Source organism: Corallococcus sp. CA054B (assembly GCF_003611625.1).
Lineage (GTDB): Bacteria > Myxococcota > Myxococcia > Myxococcales > Myxococcaceae > Corallococcus > Corallococcus coralloides.
The window spans coordinates 1-17,746 of the sequence record NZ_RAVY01000198.1 but is presented as its reverse complement, the minus strand read 5'-3'; the positions used below and the strand labels follow the sequence as shown (position 1 = coordinate 17,746).

Sequence of the window (17,746 nt, the reverse complement as noted above, 5' to 3'; positions counted from 1 at the left end):
CACGAGCCTTATCGGCGGCAGCGTCAGATGGGTATAAGAGACAGCCGGGGGACGGGGGCGGGAAGGAGGAGCGTGCCGACTGTTCAAATCCCGAGCAGCGCGCGCACGGCGCGGGCCGCTCCCCCCTGGCAGGGACCCGGGCGGAAACCCAGCTTGTGGAAGAGGGACATCCGGCCGACCACGCCGCCGGGGCGACGCGGTTGGGGGCTCGCGAGGGCACTGAATGGCGCAAGGCTTCCAACAGGCCGGCGACACCCCAAGGGAGCCACACCCGGGCCAGCGGCTGGGCAACCGCTACGAGCTGCGCCAGCGGGTGAAGGCCGGCCGGGGCATCTCCACCTGGCAGGGGCTGGACCTGCTCACGCACGAGCGCGTGCTCGTGAAGGTCACCGCCCTCTCCGCCTTCGTCCCCACCTCCCGCCACCGCCTGGAGCACGAGGCGGAGGTGCTGTCGCGGCTGCACAACTCCGCGCTGGTGCCCGTGCGCCACCTGGGCACCTTCGACGAGCTGCTCTACCTGGTCACACCGTGGGTGGATGGCGAGACGCTGGAGGAGCGCCTGCGGCGCGGCCCCCTGTCGCTGCCGGAAGCCATCGTCCTGGGCCAGCGCCTGCTGAAGGCGCTCGCGGAGACGCACCGCGAGGGCGTCCTCCACCGCGACGTGAAGCCCTCCAACATCCTGGTGCGCGACTTCCCGATGTCCGCCGCGTGGCTCACCGACTTCGGCCTGTCGCGCAGCGAGCGGTTGGACCCGTCCCTGCGCGACCTGCCCGTGGGCACCGCGCGCTACATGTCCCCGGAGCAGGCGGGGTTGATCAACCGGCCGGTGGAGGCACCGTCGGACCTGTACGCGGTGGGCCTGGTGCTCTTCGAGGCGCTGTCCGGCCGCCCCGCCATGGAAGGCGCCACGGTGGGCGAGGTGCTGCGCCTGCACCTCACCGCGCACCCGCGCCTGAGGCCCGTGGGCGTGGAGGTGCCGCTGGCGATGGAGGAGCTCATCGCTCGCTTGAGCCAGACGGATCCGCGCGACCGCTACCAGTCCGCGGACGCCGCGCTCGCGGACCTGAACGCGCTGGAGGCCGCGCTGTCCCGGGGTGAGGCGGAGCCCGCGCTCGTCACCGGCGCGCACGACCACCGCCAGAGCCTCACCGAGCCGTCCTTCGTGGGCCGCCGCGAGGAGCTGATGACGCTGGAGCGCGAGCTCGACCGCACGCGCGAGGGCGGCTCGCGCGCCGTGGTGGTGGAGGGCGAGTCCGGCGGCGGCAAGAGCCGGCTGTTGGAGGAGTTCTCCGCCCGGGCCTCGGGCCAGCGCGCGTGGGTGCTGCATGGCCAGGCGCAGGACCAGGCCGCGCAGCGCCCCTTCCAGCTCTTCGCGGGCTTGGCGGAGGGCATCGCCGCCGCCGTGCGCGAGGAGCCCGAGCTGGGCGCGCTCCTGCGGGAGCGGCTCGCGGGTCAGGAGGCCGGGCTGTGCACGGTGCTGCCCCCGCTCGCGGAGGTGCTCCTGCCGGACTCGCGGACGCCGCGGCCCCAGGGGCTGGGGCCGGAGTCGCTGAGCGAGAGCCGCAGCGTGTGGAGCCTCACCGCGCTATTGAGCGCGCTGGGCACGCCGGACGCGCCCGCGGTGGTGGTGCTGGAGGATTGCCAGTGGGCGGACACGCTCACATTGCGCGCCTTGGAGGCGTGGTCGCAGGGCCGCCGCGCCGGGGACGGACGGCTGCTGCTCATCGTGTCCTTCCGCAGCGAGGACATCCACGCGGACCACGTGCTGAGGCGCCTGGCCCCGAGCGCGAGCCTGAAGCTGTCCGCCTTTGGCGCGGCGGAGGTGGCGCTCCTGGCGGAGTCCATGGCCGGCGTGCTGCCGCCGGAGGCCGTGGAGCTGGTGACGCGGCTCGCGGAAGGCAATCCGTTCATGGCCTCCGCGGTGCTGCACGGACTGGTGGAGGACGGCGTCCTCATGCCCGGCCCGGAGGGCTGGCGGGTGCAGCCGGAGGCGATGGCGCACGCGCGCTCGTCGCGCCAGGCGGCCACCTTCCTGGTGCGGCGCCTGCGCCTGCTGCCGCCGGAGTCCCTGCACGTGCTCAGCGTGGGCGCCGTGCTGGGCAAGTCCTTCGACGCGAAGGCGGTGGCGACCCTCTCCGGCACGCCGCTGGAGGCCGTCACCACCGCGCTGGAGCCGCCGCGCCGCCGGCACATGCTGTGGACGGAGGGCACGCGCTCCACGTTCGTGCACGACAAGCTGCGCGAGGTGCTGTTGGATCTGCTCTCCCCGGAGGAGCGCCGGGAGCTGCACCGGCTGGCCGCGCGGGCCGCCCAGCAGTCCGTGCCCACCGACCCCTTCGAGCTGGCCTACCACTTCGACGCGGCGGGTGAGAGCGCGCAGGCCCTGCCCTACGCGCTGGTGGCCGCGGAGCAGGCGCGCCAGCGCTTCTCCCTGGACAGCGCGGAGGTGAACTACCGCATCGCCGAGCGCGGCGCCTCGGGCGCGGACGCGCACACCCGCTACCGCATCGCATCCGGGCTGGGCACCGCGCTGATGATGCGCGGACGCTACGACGAGGCGCAGCGGCAGCTGGAGGCCGCGCAGGCCCTGGCGCACGACCGGCTGGAGCAGGGCCGCACGCTGGGCCACCTGGGCGAGCTCGCCTTCAAGCGCGGCCAGACGGTGCAGGCCAACGCCTACCTGGAGCAGGGCCTGAAGCTGCTGGGCCGCTGGGTGCCGCCCGGCATGCTGACCACCGGCGCCAGCGCCGCGTGGGAGATCCTCACGCAGGCCGCGCACACCGTGGCGCCGCGCCTGTGGCTGGGCCGCAAGTCCCTGGCGCGCGGCGAGGAGGACCTGCTCGCGGTCAACCTCTACAGCCGGCTCGCGTACGGCTACTGGTACCAGCGGGGCCGCGCCGCGGTGCTGTGGGCGCACCTGCGCGACATGAACCTCGCGGAGCGCTACCCGCCCACGCCGGAGCTGGCGCAGGCCTACTCCGCGCACTCGCCCGCGCTCACCACCCTGCCCTGGTTCCAGCGCGCGTACGCCTACGCGGAGAAGTCGCTGGCCCTGCGTCAGCAACTGGGCGACGTGTGGGGCCAGGGCCAGTCGCTGCACTTCTACGGCCTGGCCCTCTACGCCTCGTCGCGCTTCAAGGAGTGCATCGAGCGGTGCCGTGAAGCGGTGCGCCTCCTGGAGCGCACCGGCGACCCGTGGGAGGTGAACAACGCCACCTTCCAGATCGCCATGTCGCTCTACCGCCTGGGCCGCCTGAAGGAGGCCGCGGCGGTGAGCCAGAAGCTGCACGCGGCGGCGCTCGCGCTGGGGGACCGGTACTCGCTGCGCCTGGGCCTGGAGGCGTGGGCCAAGTCCACCGGCGGCCGCATCCCCGCGGCGCTGCTGGAGACGGAGCTGGCGGCCCCCACCGCCACCGACCCGCAGAGCTTCGCGGGCGTGCTCCAGGCGGAAGGCCTGCGCCTGCTGCGTGAGAACGAGCCCGCGCGCGCCGCGGAGGTGCTGGAGCGCGCCGAGCGCGTGGTGGAGGACGCGCACCTGCGTCAGGAGTACGTGGCCCCCATCACCCCGTGGCTCGCCACCGCGCGCAGGCGTCTGGCCCAGCAGGCCAGCCCCCTCAATCCCAGGCAGCGCGACCAGCTGCTGAAGGAGGCGGATGGCGTGGCGAAGCGCGCCCATGACGTCGCGCGCACCTACCGCAACAACCTGCCCCATGCGCTGCGCGAGCGCGGCCTGATGTGCGCGCTGCGCGGCCGGCCCGCGCGGGCCCGCAAGCACCTGGACGAAGCGCTGCGCGTGGCCGAGCAGCTGGAGATGCGCCAGGAGCGCGCGCTCACGCTCCAGGCCCGCGGCGAGGTGGGCCGGGTGCAGGGCTGGCCCGGCGCCGCGCGCGACCTGGAGACGGCGGCGCGCGAGCTGGAGGCCATGGAGAACGGCCTGCACAAGGGGACGGAGCACGGCACCGGCGTGGAGACGCTGTCGCTGGTGGACCGCTTCCCGCGCGTGCTGGAGGTGGGGCGCAGGCTCGCGTCCGCCCTGTCGCGCGAGGCCGTCTTCGAAACGGCGCGCCAGTCCATGCAGGAGCTCTTGCGCGCGGAGCGCTGCGCCGTGGTGGACCCTCGCGCGGTGGTGTCCGAGGAGGACGCGAAGAACCAGGGCCTCAGCCGCACCGCGCTCGCCCGCGCGCTGGAGACGGGCCGCATCACCGTGCTGGGCCAGGGGTTGCCCGGCGGCATCAGCGAGAGCATGGAGCTGCTCGGGGTGCGCTCGCTCCTGTGCGCGCCGCTCCAGGTGCGCGGCAAGACGGTGGCGTGCGTGGTGGCCAGCCACCGCAAGGTGGGCGCGCTCTTCGGCGAGGACGAGGAGCGCCTGGCGTCCTTCGTGGCGGTGCTGGCGGGCGCGGCGCTGGAGAACGCGGAGAACTTCGAGCGCGTGGCCGCCCTCTCCGAGGAGCAGGGCCGCCTGTACCGGGAGGAGCAGGAGGCCGTGCGCCGGCGCGACGACTTCCTCTCCATCGCCGCGCATGAGCTGAAGACGCCGCTCACGTCGCTGCAGCTGCACATCCAGGGGCTCCAGGCGAAGGCCAAGGGCGCGCCCATGCCCCCGGAGAAGCTGACCGCGAAGCTGGAGTCCGCCTATTCGCAGACGCAGCGGCTGGGGAAGCTGGTCAACGACCTTCTGGACATCTCCCGCATCGCGCAGGGCCAGCTGCACATCAAGCGCGAGGACGTGGACCTGGTGACGCTGGTGCGCGGCCAGCTGGAGCGCAGCCGCGAGGCCCTGGCCCGCGCCGAGTGCGAGGTGCGCTTCCACGCCAGCGAGCCGCGCCTCATCGGCCACTGGGACGTGCTCCGGCTGGAGCAGGTGGTGGGCAACCTGTTGACCAACGCCATGAAGTACGGCGCGGGCAAGCCCGTGGAGGTGACGCTGGACGGGGACGCGACGGGCGTGCGCCTGGAGGTGCGCGACCACGGCATCGGCATCGCGGAGGAGGACCGGGCGCGCATTTTCGAGCGCTTCGAGCGCGCGGTGTCCGTGCGCCACTACGGCGGCTTCGGGCTGGGGCTGTGGATCGTCCGCGAGATCGTCCAGGCGCTGGGCGGCAACATCGACGTCACCAGCGCCCCGGAGCAGGGCTCCACCTTCACCGTCACCCTGCCCCGCTCCGGCGCACCGGTGCACTGAAGCAGACCCTAGCGGCGCGTCACCTCCAGGTAGATGACGTTGTCCTGCGAGTCGCGGAACAGCCGCACGTTGTCCACCTGCTCCAGCGGCGTCTCCGCCAGCAGGTCGCGCATGCCGTCCTCGTCCCGGTAGGTGAGCCACCAGTCCATGAAGGCCTCCATGTAGCCCGTCTCCGGCGGGTGCACCGCGAAGTTGGCCACCAGCAGGCGTCCCCCCGGGCGCAGCATCTGGAAGAGCAGCCCGGTGAGGCGGGCGGCCACGGAGTCCGACAGGTAGTCGTACAGCCCGGCGGAGTACGCGAAGTCCAGGTCCTGGAACGCCGCCTTGCCCGCGAGCAGCGAGCGGACCGAGCCGCACACCGGCCGCACGACGCCCCCCGGGTGCAGGCGCGAAATCTCCGCCAGGCTCACCGGATCCTGGTCGAACGCGATGAGCTCCTGGAGCCTCCGCTCCGCCACCGCGCGCGACGACTCCGCCTCCCGCAGGTGCCCGCACGCCACCGACAGCACGCGCCCGTCGGGCCGCCGCCCGGCCGTCTCGTCCATCATCCGCGCGAGCAGCTCCCGGCGCTCGCGCACGCTGCGCGCGGAGGGCTGCCCGTGCATGTAGCGGTAGATTTCGCGGCCCGCGTGCAGCTCGTCCGCCGCGTGGTCCATGTAGAGATAGTCGATGAGCGCCGCGTCCCCCGCGTAGCCGCGCGGCCGCTCGAAGGCGTGCCGGGTGAAGGGGCACTGATGCAGGAAGGGGCGCATGGGGTGCTTGCGCGCCAGCTCCTGGCAGAAGCGCTTCCACACCTCCGGGCTCCACTGCCGCCGCCGCTTGATGAGCCCCCCGTGCAGGGCGGTCATGCCGGCGTGCAGCGTCTCGTCCGGGCCCTGCATCATCCGGGAGTGCAGGCGGTCCAGCCACTCCCGCGCCTCCGTGAACGCTTCCTCTGCTGGGAGTGCCTCTTCCCGGGGGGCATTCACCAGGATGAGGTGGTTGGCTTCAGGCGCGACCGGAAGAGCCGCGCCGTGGACCGACAGGATGGGCTGGCGCATAGGCATCATCCTGACAACCCGGGAGCAGGGGGCATCCACTTCCCGCGCCTCCGCCTTTCGCCCGGTCTGGCTCCAGCCAGCCGGCCGGGCCACCCTGCACCGCCCGGCCCACACCGGCCGCACGTGGCGTGACGCACCGGGTCCGCGGCGCCCTCCAGGCACGGTTCTATCCGCAAGGTCCGACAATCCCCGCCCCCGGGGAGCGAATGCAGGGGGCGCGGTATCCGGCGACAGGCACTGCGGTTAGGATGGCGCGCCCCGCCTGGAAGAGAGCCGCAAGCCGCGCATGAAGATTGAAATCGCCCACCTGCCCCACGACATCATCGAGATCATCTATCCGTCGGAAGTGACGCCGAAGGACGTGACCGAGTACGTCGAGCAACTGAAGAAGGACATCACCGCCCGCGGGGGCACGGAGTGGTCCGCGCTGGTGGACCAGTCCAGGCTTCGGGTGATGCCCGCCTCGGTGGTGGGGGAGATGGCCCGGCTGAACGCCTACGCCCAGCAGCGCGGCATGAAGCGCTCCGCGCGCGTGGTGAGCGACCCCGGCAGCGGCCTGCAGGCGTGGCGCATGACCAAGAACGCCGGCCTCACCATCCCGGCGAAGACCTTCGAGACCCGCTCCGAGGCCCTGTCCTGGCTCGAAGCCCCCGACGCGGACTGAAAGCAGAACCCCCGACGTCCCCTCCCCCCCGGTCCTTTCATGCGACCGCACGGGTCCGCCTACGTCTTCCAGTAACACCCCCATTCTTCGCTGTGTCTGTCGCCGTACCCGTCAGGAGTCACCCCGCATGTCCGTGTCCGTCCCCGCCCGCCGCGCGAAGCTGCTCGGCACCCTGTTCTGTACCCTCACCGCCCTGGCCTGCGGGCCGGCCCCCGAGTCCGGCGCGCCGGAGCAGCAGCCCGCGCTGACCGAGTCCAGCGCACCGGTCGTCTACGGCAACGACGACCGCTACGACGTCTACGCGCACCCCAACGCGGCCCTGCGGGACCTGGCGCGTCAGTCCACCGTGATGCTGACGGTCCCGGACTTCCTCGACATGAGGGACCCGAACAACGTCAAGGTGGACCCGCTGACGCTGGGCGAATACGAGGAACTCTGCTCGGACCAGCGCTTCTACGACGACCCCATCCCGGCCCTCTGCTCCGGCACGCTCATCGACGATGACCTGGTGCTCACCGCCGGCCACTGCGTGGGGCCCGCGACGCCCAACGACGACTTCATCGAGTGCAAGGACGCGCGCTTCGTCTTCAACTTCTACAAGACGGCGGACGGCCAGCTGCAGAACATCACCAGCCAGGACGTCTTCTCCTGCAAGAGCATCGTCGCGCGGCACCTGAGCACCGGGAACGAAGCCAGCATCCTGGACTACGCCATCATCCGGCTGGACCGCTCCGCGGCGCCGCGCTTCAAGCCCGCCCCGGTGCGTCCGGGCAACGCGGCCCTGACGACGGGCCAGAACGTGGCCGTCATCGGCAGCGGCAGCGGCGTCCCGTTCAAGATCGACTCGGGCGGCTCCGTGCGTGAGAACAACGCCGAGTACATGGACTTCTTCGTCGCCAGCACGGACACCTTCGCGGGCAACTCCGGCTCCGGCGTGTACGAGACGGCCAACAACACGGTGGCGGGCATCCTGGTGCGCGGCGACGAGGACTACAAGCGGCGCGCGGGCGCCAGCTGCTACGAGGTCAACGTCTGCGCGGAGAATGGCTGCAACGGTGAGGAGATCACCTACGTGCACCACGCCATCCAGGGGCTGTGCACGGCCACCACCAACCTGCGGCTGTGCGGCACCACGCCGCCGAACTTCACCTTCACCGCGACCAACACCTCCAGCGCCACGCGCAACACCGTCAACGGCACGGTGACGCTCAAGGCGGGCGACAAGCTCACCGTGGGCACCTGCGGCGTCAAGGACGCGGCCCTCACCAGCGGTGACTCCTACGTGCGCCTGCGCGGCCCGGCCGGCACGGAGGTCGCCTCCAACGACGACGGCTGCGGCAGCGGCTTCGGTTCGAAGCTCACCTACACTGCCAGCGTCGCGGGCACCTATGAAGTCCGCGCCGGCTGCTACCAGAACGGCAGCTGCGCCGGCACGGTGGCCTGGGAAATCACCTCGGGCGGCACGACCACGCCCACGGGCGGCACCCAGGCCTTCAGCGTCAGCGACACCGCCAACGCCACGCGCAACACGCAGAACGTGAACGTGGACATCGCGGCCGGCCAGACGCTGACCTTCGGCAGCTGCGGCGTGGGGAGCGCGACGGGCACGGGTGACACGGTGGTACGCCTGTTCAACGCCGCCGGCCAGCAGGTGACGTTCAACGACGACGCCTCCGGCTGCGGCTCGCTGTCCCGCGCGACCTACACCGCGCCGGCGAGCGCGGGCGGCGCGTACGTGATCCGCGTGGGCTGCTTCGGCGGCGATGCGTGCAGCGGCACGCTGGCCTGGACCCTCCAGTAGCCTTTCGCTTCCCTGTTTCCCTTCCGGGCCCGTCCCTCCCTCCTGGGGAGTGGCGGGCCCGGTGTCTTTTGGGCTTCCCGCCGCCCGCCAGGAAGGCAGGCGGAGGCACGGGCACCGCGCAGGCGGGGAACAGCCGCCGCCTTAACTTGAAGGCCTCATCCCAGTCTCTTCGAGGCCGCGTGTGCTGTCACCGGACGCCCGACAACAGGAACTCTGGCGCCGGGCACGCCGGCTGTCGTCCGCCATGGCGGGGCTGACGCTCGTGCTGAGCGCGGCGGTGCTCCTGGGGTGGGCGGTGGGGAGCGTGACGCTGACGCAGCTCGTTCCCGGTCTGCCAGCGATGGTCCCCTTGACGGCCTCGGCCCTGATGCTCACCGCGGGCGCGGAGCTGGCGCTGGGTGGGCGGCGGGCCGCGGCGCGGCGGGTGGGCGTGCTGCTGGCCCTGACGGTCGCGCTGTGGAGCGTGCTGCTGCTGGGCACCTACCTGGGGAACTCCCCTCGCTGGGACGCCTTCTTCCAGGCGCTGGGCGGGCGCACGTCGCCGCAATCCGCGGCGCTGCTGCTGCTGCTCGGCCTGGCGCTGGCGCTCCGGGATGCGCGAAGCCGGTGGGGCGCGCGGGCCTTCCAGGGGATGGCGCTGGGGGCCCTGTTCCTGTCCTTCAGCGTGCTGGTGGCCTACTCGTTCCAGGAGCCGCGGTTCTACTGGTTCACCGGCCGGGGGGGCATTGGCATCGCGCTGCACACCGACGTGGCCCTGCTGCTCCTGTCCCTGGGAGCGCTGCTCCTGAGTCCGGAGCAGGGCGTGGCGGGTGCGTTCCTGCACGCGGGCGCGGGCGGAATCATGGCCCGGCGGCTGATGCCCGCGCTGCTCGTGCCCCTGGTGGGCGGCGTGGCGGCGCACCAGACGCTGCGCCACACGCGGATGGATGCCCGCCTGGCCTGGTCGCTGCTGGTGGTGACCCAGGGGGCGGTGCTGACCTGGGTGGTCTGGCGCGCGGCCACACGCCTCAACACCCTGCATGCCGAGCAGCTGCGGGCCGAGGAGCGCACCCGGGAGGACGCGCGGACCCAGCGGCGGCTGGCGGAGGAGAACGCGCGGCTCTACGCGGAGGCGGAGGAGGCCGCCCGCGCGCGCGAGGACGTGCTGGCCGTCGTGTCCCATGACCTCAAGAACCCGCTCTCCACGGTGCGGATGGGGACGGGCCTGCTCACGCGGCGGCTGGACGCGCTGGCGGGAGGGGCGGCGCTCCAGCGGCAGGTGGCCGCCATCGACCGGGCGGCGGCGCACATGCAGGACCTCATCACCCGGCTCCTGGACGCCGCGCGGATGGACGCGGGCCACCTTCTCATGCTGGACCGCCGCTCCGAAGCGGTGGAGCCGCTCGCCCAGGAGGCGCTGGCGATGGTGGAGCCCCAGGCCCAGGACAAGGGCGTCCGCCTGGAGCGCCGGCTCTCCCAGGGGCTGAGCGCCTCCTGCGACCGCCCGCGCATCCTCCAGGTGCTGGCCAACCTGCTGGGCAACGCCGTCAAGTTCACCCCGCCCGGAGGCACCGTGACGGTGAGCACCACGCATGACGCGGGGACCGTGAGCGTGAGCGTGCGCGACACCGGTCCCGGCATCCCCAAGGCCCACCAGGCCCGGCTCTTCCAGCGCCACTGGCAGGCGAGCGACACCGCCCACCAGGGCAGCGGCCTGGGGCTCTACATCGCCTGCGGCATCGTCACCGCCCACGGGGGCCGCCTCTGGGTGGACAGCGACGAAGGCGCAGGGACGACGTTCACCTTTACCTTGCCGGAGTCTCCCCCCAACCACCCGCCCCTTGACACCTTGGAGGGCGAGGTCTAACGCAAGGCGCCATGAGCACACCCCGCTTCCCGCCGTCGCCCCGCCGCCCCGTGAGCACCGAGGGTCCGCTGCGAGTCCTGCTGCTGGAGAACATCCACGCCTCGGCCCAGGAGATGCTGAAGGCGGAGGGCTTCGAGGTGGAGCGGCTGTCCGCCGCGCTCAAGCCGGAGGACCTGGCGGAGCGGCTCAAGGGCGTGCACCTCCTGGGCATCCGCAGCAAGACGACGGTGCCGGAGGAGTCGCTGAAGTACGCGGAGGACCTGCTGGCGATCGGGGCCTTCTGCATCGGCACCAACCAGGTGGATCTGCTCGCCTCCAGCGTGCACGGCGTGCCGGTGTTCAACGCGCCGTTCAGCAACACGCGCAGCGTGGCGGAGATGGTGCTGGCGGAGGTGGTGGTGCTGACGCGCCAGCTGTTCGACCGCAGCCGCGAGGTGCACGCGGGGCAGTGGCGCAAGGTGGCCACGGGCAGCCACGAGGTGCGCGGCAAGACGCTGGGCATCATCGGCTACGGGCACATCGGCTCGCAGCTGGGCGTGCTGGCGGAGGCCCTGGGCATGCGCGTCCTCTACTACGACGTGATGACGAAGCTGCCCCTGGGCAACTCGCGGCCGGTGCCCTCGCTGAACGCGCTGCTGGCGGAGTCCGACTTCGTGACGCTGCACGTGCCGGCGCTGGCCTCCACGCACCTGATGATGGGCGCGGAGCAGCTGGCGGCCATGAAGCCGGGCGCGTGCCTCATCAACGCCAGCCGCGGCACGGTGGTGGACATCCCGGCGCTGGCGCAGGCGCTGCGCTCCAAGCACCTGGGCGGCGCGGCGGTGGACGTGTACCCGGAGGAGCCGGAGGGCAACTCGGACGGCTTCGTGACGGAGCTGCAGGGGCTGCCCAACGTGGTGCTCACGCCGCACATCGGCGGGTCCACGGAGGAGGCGCAGGCCTCCATTGGCAAGGAGGTGGCCACGTCGCTGCTCAAGTTCGTGAAGGGCGGCGCGACGACGGGCGCGGTGAACTTCCCCAACGTGGAGGCGCCCATCAACCCGGGCACCCACCGCATCATCAACGTGCACCGCAACACGCCGGGCGTGCTCCGCGACATCAACCGCATCGTGTCCGACCTGAACGCCAACATCCACGCGCAGGTGCTGAGCACGGACGCGAACGTGGGCTACCTGGTGATGGACCTGGACCAGGACGTGTCCCGCCAGGTGTGCGAGGCCATCGCCGGACTGGAGACGGACATCAAGACGCGCATCGTGTCCTAAGCGTCCAAAATCTTCCCCGGGTTGAGGATGCCCGCGGGGTCCAGCGCGCGCTTGAGGGTGCGCAGCAGCTCCAGCTCACCGGGCGCGCGCGTGTAGTCCAGGTAGTCCTTCTTGAGCAGGCCGATGCCGTGCTCGGCGGAGATGCTGCCGCCGTGCTTGCGCACGAGGTCGAACATGGCGTGGTCGGACTGCTTCGCGTGGGCGAAGAAGTCCGCCTTCTCCACCGCGTCCGGCTTCATCACGTTGACGTGCAGGTTGCCGTCGCCAATGTGGCCGAAGAGGCAGATCTCCCAGCCCGGGTAGCGGCTGGCGAACACCGCATCCAGCTCCGCGCAGAACGCCTCCAGGTTCGCCACCGGCAGGGAGATGTCGTTCTTGTGCAGCACGCCCGTGGCGGAGAGGCTCTCGCTGATGGACTCGCGCAGCGACCACAGCTCCTGCGCCTGCGCCGCGCCTTGCGCCTGGGTGCCGTCCGTGACGAGCCCGCGCTCGAAGAGCGAGCCGAGCCACGCCTCCACCGCCGCCGGGTCGCCGCCCTCGGACTCCAGGAGGACGTAGCAGCCGCTGGGGGACTCGAAGGGCGAGCGCAGCTTGCGGTGGCGCTGCACGCGGGCCAGGCACTTGTCGGTGAAGAACTCGTAGGCGGAGAGCACCAGCGGCGCCTGGCGCGCGTCGCGGAACAGCCGCAGCACGGCGGCCACGTCCGGCACCGCGAAGAGGAAGACGTCCTGCTTGCCCGGCAGCCGCGTCAGCTTGAGCGTGGCCTCCGTGATGACGCCCAGCGTGCCCTCGCTGCCGATGAAGAGCTGGCGCAGGTCCACGCCGGTGTTGTTCTTCTCCAGCGCGCCGTTGAGCTCCAGCACCTGCCCCTGCGCCGTCACCACCTGGAGGCCCAGCACCCACTGCCGGGTGAGGCCGTAGCGGATGACCTTCACGCCGCCCGCGTTGGTGGCGATGTTTCCACCCACGGTGCTGCTGCCCTTGGACGCGAAGTCCACCGGCCAGGTGAGCCCGTGCGGCGCGCAGTGCTGGTGCACTCCTTCCGTCACCGCGCCCGCCTGCACGCGCACCGTGTTGCCCAAGAGGTCCACGGGCTCCATGCGCGTCATCCGCTTGAGCGACAGCACCACCTCGCCGTGCATGGCCACCGCCCCGCCCGCCAGGCCCGTGCGCCCGCCGGAGGGCACCAACGCAACGCGGTGCTGGTGGCACAGCGCCACGAAGCGGGCCACCTCCTCCGTGGTGCGAGGGAAGACCACCGCACCCGGCGCGGGGGCGTACACGCGCGTCCAGTCGCGGCCGTACTCCTGGAGCTCCGCGGGCTCCCGGGTGAGGAAGTCGGCGGGGAAGGACTCGGCGATGGCGCGGAGGAAGTCGGCGGGCAGCGCGGCGGTGGACATGGGTCCAAGGCGTATTGCAGCCCCTGGGGCATGACAAGCCCGGCGGCGGCCCGGCGCACGGCTCCCGACGCATGCCGGGCTGGGAAAGAGCCAAGGCGTCCGGCTCCTTCCGTATAGGGCTTGGACGCCGCGTCCCCGTCGCGGCCCTGCCCTTTCGAGGTTCCCATGTCGTCGTTCCGCGCACTCGCCCTGCTGGCCGCCCTGTCCCTTGTCCCGAGCAGCGCCGGAGCCGAACCGGAAACCCCCGTCGTGGGCGTGCCCTATGTCTTCGCGACGGTGGACGCCTACACCGTGGCCGCCATCTCGCTCGAAATCACCGGGACACTCGTGGGAGAGAACACGCCGCGCACCTTCAGGTTCTGGCCCGGGGGAAGATCCACCGACGCAACCGTCTCCGTGGAGGCTGCCCGGTGTGACCGACTGGCGCTGCTCGCGATGACCCGGCCCGGGCGATACCTGTTCACGTGGAAGTGGGACACCACCGCCTTCAACATCGTGACCTGCACGCTGACCCGTCAGTAGCCCCGGCTCCTTCCATGAAGACGCGGGTGCGCATGATGCGGGCATGGGTGTGGCTCGCCCTGGGACTCCAGTTGGGCTGCGGTGACGGTGGCGGCGTGGGCCCCCGGGATCGGGACGGCGACGGCCACCCGGCGGGGGTGGACTGCGATGACGCGGACCCCACCCGGTGGCGGTCCGTCGCGGGCTACGCGGACACGGACGGCGACGGCTTCGGCGACACGGCCTGGCCTGTCACCTGCGTGGGCGACACGACGAAGGACTGGACGCAGCAGGCGGGCGACTGCGCGCCCGGGGATGCCACCCGGTGGCGCCTGGTGCCGGGCCTGTACCCGGACGCGGACGGAGACGGGGCCACGGGCGCGGGCCCGGTGACGGCCTGCGTGGGGTCCACGCTCGAGGGCTACCGGGAGCAGCTGGGGGAACCGGACTGCGATGACGGGGACGCGGCGGTGTCGGCCCTGTCCGAGGTGTGGACGGACACGGACGGGGACGGCGTGGGCGCGGGAATGGCCATCGGCTGGTGCCCGAGCCGGGGGCGCCCGCCGCCCTCGGGGTATGCGCTCACCTCCGGCGACTGCGCGCCCGGGGACACGGGCCGCTGGCGGATGCTCCCCTTCACACACCGGGACGCGGACGGGGACAGCTTCGCCGTGGCGATGGAGGGCACGGTGTGCTCGGGCGAGCAGCTGCCCCCGGGCTACGACACCGTGTCCGACCCGGAGGACTGCGACGACAGCAATGCCAACCGCACGGTCCGGGTCCAACGCTGGTTGGATCCGGACGGGGACGGCTACGGCGACGGAGCGCCGGTGCTCCGCTGCGTGGGCCCGGGGGAGTCCGCGCCGGGAGAGACCTTCCGGGGAGGGGACTGCGCGCCGGGTGACGACACCCGCTGGCGGCCCCTGCCCTACGCCTCGCGGGATGAGGACGGCGACGGACGCTTCTCACGCTCGGCGGGCGCGGTGTGCAGCGGCTTCTGGTTGCCTCGGGGCTATTCCTCCGCGGAGCGCGACGACGACTGTGATGACGCGAACGGGGCGGTGTACTTCACCTGGAGCGTCCACGCGGACGAGGACGCGGACGGCGTGGGTTCCGGCGCGGAGGTTCCCGTCTGTGGCGGGGCGACCGTGCCCACGGGCTTCTCCACGCAGGACACCGACTGCGCGCCCCAGGACGCGACCGCGTGGCGGATGCGGAGCTTCACCCACCGGGACGCCGACGGCGACACGTACACCGTGGCCCAGAGCGGTACGGTCTGCTCGGGCACGGCCCTACCCGCGGGCCATGCCTCCCAGCCGCTGTCGGGCGAGGACTGCGACGACTCGAACGCCGCCGTCTTCCGGAGCCTGGCGGCCTACCCGGACACGGATGGGGACGGCGTGGGCGCGGGAGCACCGACGGTCCTCTGCACCAACGGCCAGGTTCCCAGCCCCTGGTCCGACCGTGACACGGATTGCGCCGAGGAGGATGCGGCGCGCTGGCAGAAGCTGACGGCCCTCCACGCGGACCAGGATGGGGACGGCGTCACCGCGCCCATCCCCGCGCAGCGCGTCTGCTCGGGAGAGGCGTTGCCCGCGCCCTACTTTTTCAAGGCCGTGGGCAATGACTGCGACGACGCGGACGCGGCCCGCTACCGGTGGACCTACCTCTACCGCGACCAGGACGCCGACGGCGTCGGGGCCACGCCCCGGGAGATGATGTGCATCGGCGCGTCAGCGGTTGCTGGATGGTCGCGGTACGGGGATGACGCGGATGACAACGACGCCGCCGTCCAGACAGACGAGGCCGCCGACGAGGAGCTGAGCCTCATCCTGGACCTGTGAGCCCTACGCCGGGAGATGGCGGCCAGGCCCCGCGTGGCCGTCATCCCTGTTGCGGTGCCAGTAGGACGCGGCCTTGACCCACTCCGCGGGATGGCCGCGCTCCTCGGGTGGTAGGCGCGCGGCGTGAAGCCGCGCATCACCGGCTCTCCCGCGCGGCGGACCGCGCGGTGGGAGCCACCCGCAAATTCCTACCCATACAACCTGCCACGAGGGAACTGGAGAAGGGGACCTGGGACCACGTGTCACCTGCTACGGTCGTCGAGGTCCTCGCTGGAGGTCGTCCGCCGGTGCCGCTCGTTCCCCATCACCTCGCAGCGCTGTCCCTGCTCCTGCTGGGCGCGAGCGCCCTGGCCCAGGAGGCCCCACGAGGCCGTGAGCTGACGCGGCGCCGGGTGACGCTCTCCCGGTCCACGGCCGACACGCCGGTGGAGCTGCACGTCGCGCCCGACTACCTCACCACGCTGGAGTTCGACGCTCCCGTGGAAAGGGCTGGCGTGAAGCTGGGAGACCGCGGAGGCCACTTCGCGCTGTTCGAGGTGGGCACGCGGCTGGTGACGCTCAAGCCCGCGCGCGACCTCCCTCCCGGCGAACGTGTGATGCTGACCGTGCCCTTCGCGGATGACCGGGTGCCCGCCGCGGCCGTGTTCGCGCTCGTCCTGCGCCCCTCCGAGGTGGACATGCACGTGCAGGTGGTGCGACTGCCGCGCACGGCCGAAGCGGTGCAGGCCGAGTTGGACGAAGTGCGCGCCGCGTGCGCGAGCACGGAGGCGGAGCTGGAAGCGCTCCGGGCGCGAAGCACCGTGAATGGTCCGGCCGGCATGATCCTCGCTGGCCTGTTGGACTCCTCGGGAATCGAGATCATTCAAACCACTCTCGATGCGAAAGGCGGAGACGGGCTGTCCGTGCAAGTCGTCACCTGCTACCAGGGGCCCGGGTGGGCGGTCCTGTCGCTGGAGGTGGAGAATACCGGCTCCGCTCCCTGGACACCGGCGAAGGCGAGGCTCGTGCTCGCGAACGGCGGACGGGCCCGCGTCCTACCGGTGCGGATGAAGGAGGCCCGGATTGAACCGGGCGCGACGGCCCGTGTCGTGATGGAGCTCGAGAAATCGGGCAGCCCCCCAAAGGCCATCCAGTTGGAGCTGCGCGACAGCGCGGGCACCCGTCGCATTCTCATCCCATCCCTGATGTTCTAGAAGCGGGCGCATGGCCATCTCGACGATTCCCGCCCACCTGGGGCCTGGTCAGCGGGTGGATGGGTTTCGCGTGGTGCGTCCGCTGGGTTCGGGCAGCTATGGCGCGGTCCTCCTCGTGGAGAAGGCGGGACAGCGCTTCGCTATGAAGTTCTCCACGCACCGCGCCGGCAGTGGGGATGAACAGCAGGCGGACGCGCGCCTGATGCGCGAACTGGTGTGCCTGCTCCACCTGCATGAGCATCCCAACATCGTGCGCTGTTGGGCCCACAGCCGCTGGCCCGACATCCAATACGGATGGAGCTACATCCTCCTGGAATACGTGGAGGGCTGCACGCTGGGGGAGTGGCTGGAGAAGACCCACCCCACGGCGCACGAAGTGGTGCGGGTGTTCGTCAAGCTCGCCTCGGCCCTGGCCCATGCGCACGCCCGCGGCGTGTTCCACCGGGATGTGAAGCTGAGCAACATCGTCGTGCGCGCCTCCGACGGCGAGCCCTTCCTCCTGGACTTCGGCGTCAGCCGCTACCTGCTCGCACCGGAATTGACGGACACGCCCCTGCCTCCTGGCACCCGGCGCTACCGTTCACCGGAAGCCGCCCGCTTCCTGAAACGCCATGGCGACGAGCGCGGGGCCCGCTATGACTTCAAGGCCACCGATGACATCTACGCGCTGGGGCTCTGCCTCTATGACCTGCTGACGATTCCCAGGCCGGCGAGCGCCCCGCCCGCGCTCTACGTGGGAGGCCGGTGGACTCCGCCCGCGCCGCAGACGCTCAACCCGCGCGTGCCCGAAGCCCTGGGCCGGGCCGCCCTCCACTTCATCGCCCCGGACCCCGGGCAGCGTGCGGCCTCCGCTGAAGTGATGCGGCGGGAACTGGCGGAGCTGCTGCTGGAGACCGGGGACACCTGGAGGAAGGAGCCGTTGCACGTGGCCGCGCCACCGCTCCAGCCCGTTTCCTCGCAAGCGCCCCTGGAGAAGCAGGCCCCCGGGTGGCACAGGGGTGGGTGGGGAG

11 protein-coding genes are annotated in these 17,746 nt (G+C 71.9%); 9 read left to right on the top strand and 2 right to left on the bottom strand.

Annotation, left to right across the window (positions count from 1 at the left end; translation table 11 throughout):
• Positions 1-223 precede the first annotated feature (223 nt).
• On the top strand, positions 224-5,182 hold the full coding sequence (locus tag D7V80_RS33445; RefSeq protein WP_120591968.1) for an ATP-binding protein: 4,959 nt from the start codon (positions 224-226) through the stop codon (positions 5,180-5,182).
• An 8-nt stretch (positions 5,183-5,190) separates the two neighbouring features.
• Here D7V80_RS33445 and D7V80_RS33440 read toward each other — a convergent pair whose 3' ends face one another.
• A complete protein-coding gene (locus D7V80_RS33440; RefSeq protein ID WP_120591967.1) occupies positions 5,191-6,222 on the bottom strand; it encodes a class I SAM-dependent methyltransferase in 1,032 nt (343 codons plus the stop codon).
• A gap of 286 nt (positions 6,223-6,508) precedes the next feature.
• Between D7V80_RS33440 and D7V80_RS33435 the strand changes: the two genes are divergently transcribed.
• The 4 genes from D7V80_RS33435 to serA all read left to right on the top strand — a co-directional run bounded on the left by D7V80_RS33435 (position 6,509) and on the right by serA (position 11,798).
• Complete coding sequence (locus tag D7V80_RS33435; RefSeq protein ID WP_014399751.1) at positions 6,509-6,886, top strand: STAS/SEC14 domain-containing protein; 378 nt, start codon at positions 6,509-6,511, stop codon at positions 6,884-6,886.
• Between the two features lie 127 nt (positions 6,887-7,013).
• A complete protein-coding gene (locus D7V80_RS33430) occupies positions 7,014-8,687 on the top strand; it encodes a serine protease (protein WP_120591966.1) in 1,674 nt (557 codons plus the stop codon).
• A gap of 181 nt (positions 8,688-8,868) precedes the next feature.
• Positions 8,869-10,533 carry a HAMP domain-containing sensor histidine kinase gene (locus D7V80_RS33425; protein WP_147447294.1) on the top strand — a complete coding sequence of 555 codons (1,665 nt, stop codon included), beginning with the start codon at positions 8,869-8,871 and terminating at the stop codon, positions 10,531-10,533.
• An 11-nt stretch (positions 10,534-10,544) separates the two neighbouring features.
• Positions 10,545-11,798 (top strand): phosphoglycerate dehydrogenase, encoded by a 1,254-nt coding sequence (serA, locus tag D7V80_RS33420; protein WP_120591964.1) that lies wholly within the window; start codon positions 10,545-10,547, stop codon positions 11,796-11,798.
• Here the strand turns inward: serA and D7V80_RS33415 are convergent.
• Entirely contained in the window at positions 11,795-13,198 is a 1,404-nt protein-coding gene (locus D7V80_RS33415; protein WP_120591963.1) for an FAD-binding oxidoreductase, read from the bottom strand. The two genes, serA and D7V80_RS33415, sit on opposite strands and share 4 nt — an antisense overlap.
• A gap of 165 nt (positions 13,199-13,363) precedes the next feature.
• Between D7V80_RS33415 and D7V80_RS33410 the strand changes: the two genes are divergently transcribed.
• The 4 genes from D7V80_RS33410 to D7V80_RS33390 form a co-directional block, all read left to right on the top strand.
• Positions 13,364-13,720: a hypothetical protein gene (locus tag D7V80_RS33410; RefSeq protein WP_120591962.1), complete on the top strand. Its 357-nt coding sequence runs from the start codon at positions 13,364-13,366 to the stop codon at positions 13,718-13,720.
• A 14-nt stretch (positions 13,721-13,734) separates the two neighbouring features.
• Positions 13,735-15,543: a hypothetical protein gene (locus D7V80_RS33405; protein WP_147447293.1), complete on the top strand. Its 1,809-nt coding sequence runs from the start codon at positions 13,735-13,737 to the stop codon at positions 15,541-15,543.
• A gap of 239 nt (positions 15,544-15,782) precedes the next feature.
• Positions 15,783-16,736, top strand: a complete 954-nt coding sequence (locus D7V80_RS33395; protein ID WP_158616743.1) for a DUF2381 family protein — start codon at positions 15,783-15,785, stop codon at positions 16,734-16,736.
• A 10-nt stretch (positions 16,737-16,746) separates the two neighbouring features.
• Positions 16,747-17,746, top strand: a 1,000-nt coding sequence (locus D7V80_RS33390; protein ID WP_147447292.1) for a serine/threonine-protein kinase, incomplete at its 3' end; no start/stop codon positions are given.

Bases quoted from the DNA above. Each gene is read 5' to 3' on its own strand.
- D7V80_RS33445 (WP_120591968.1), top strand. From the start codon at position 224: ATGGCGCAAGGCTTCCAACAGGCCGGCGACACCCCAAGGGAGCCACAC.
- D7V80_RS33440 (WP_120591967.1), bottom strand. From the start codon at position 6,222: ATGCGCCAGCCCATCCTGTCGGTCCACGGCGCGGCTCTTCCGGTCGCG.
- D7V80_RS33435 (WP_014399751.1), top strand. From the start codon at position 6,509: ATGAAGATTGAAATCGCCCACCTGCCCCACGACATCATCGAGATCATC.
- D7V80_RS33430 (WP_120591966.1), top strand. From the start codon at position 7,014: ATGTCCGTGTCCGTCCCCGCCCGCCGCGCGAAGCTGCTCGGCACCCTG.
- serA (WP_120591964.1), top strand. From the start codon at position 10,545: ATGAGCACACCCCGCTTCCCGCCGTCGCCCCGCCGCCCCGTGAGCACC.
- D7V80_RS33415 (WP_120591963.1), bottom strand. From the start codon at position 13,198: ATGTCCACCGCCGCGCTGCCCGCCGACTTCCTCCGCGCCATCGCCGAG.
- D7V80_RS33410 (WP_120591962.1), top strand. From the start codon at position 13,364: ATGTCGTCGTTCCGCGCACTCGCCCTGCTGGCCGCCCTGTCCCTTGTC.
- D7V80_RS33405 (WP_147447293.1), top strand. From the start codon at position 13,735: ATGAAGACGCGGGTGCGCATGATGCGGGCATGGGTGTGGCTCGCCCTG.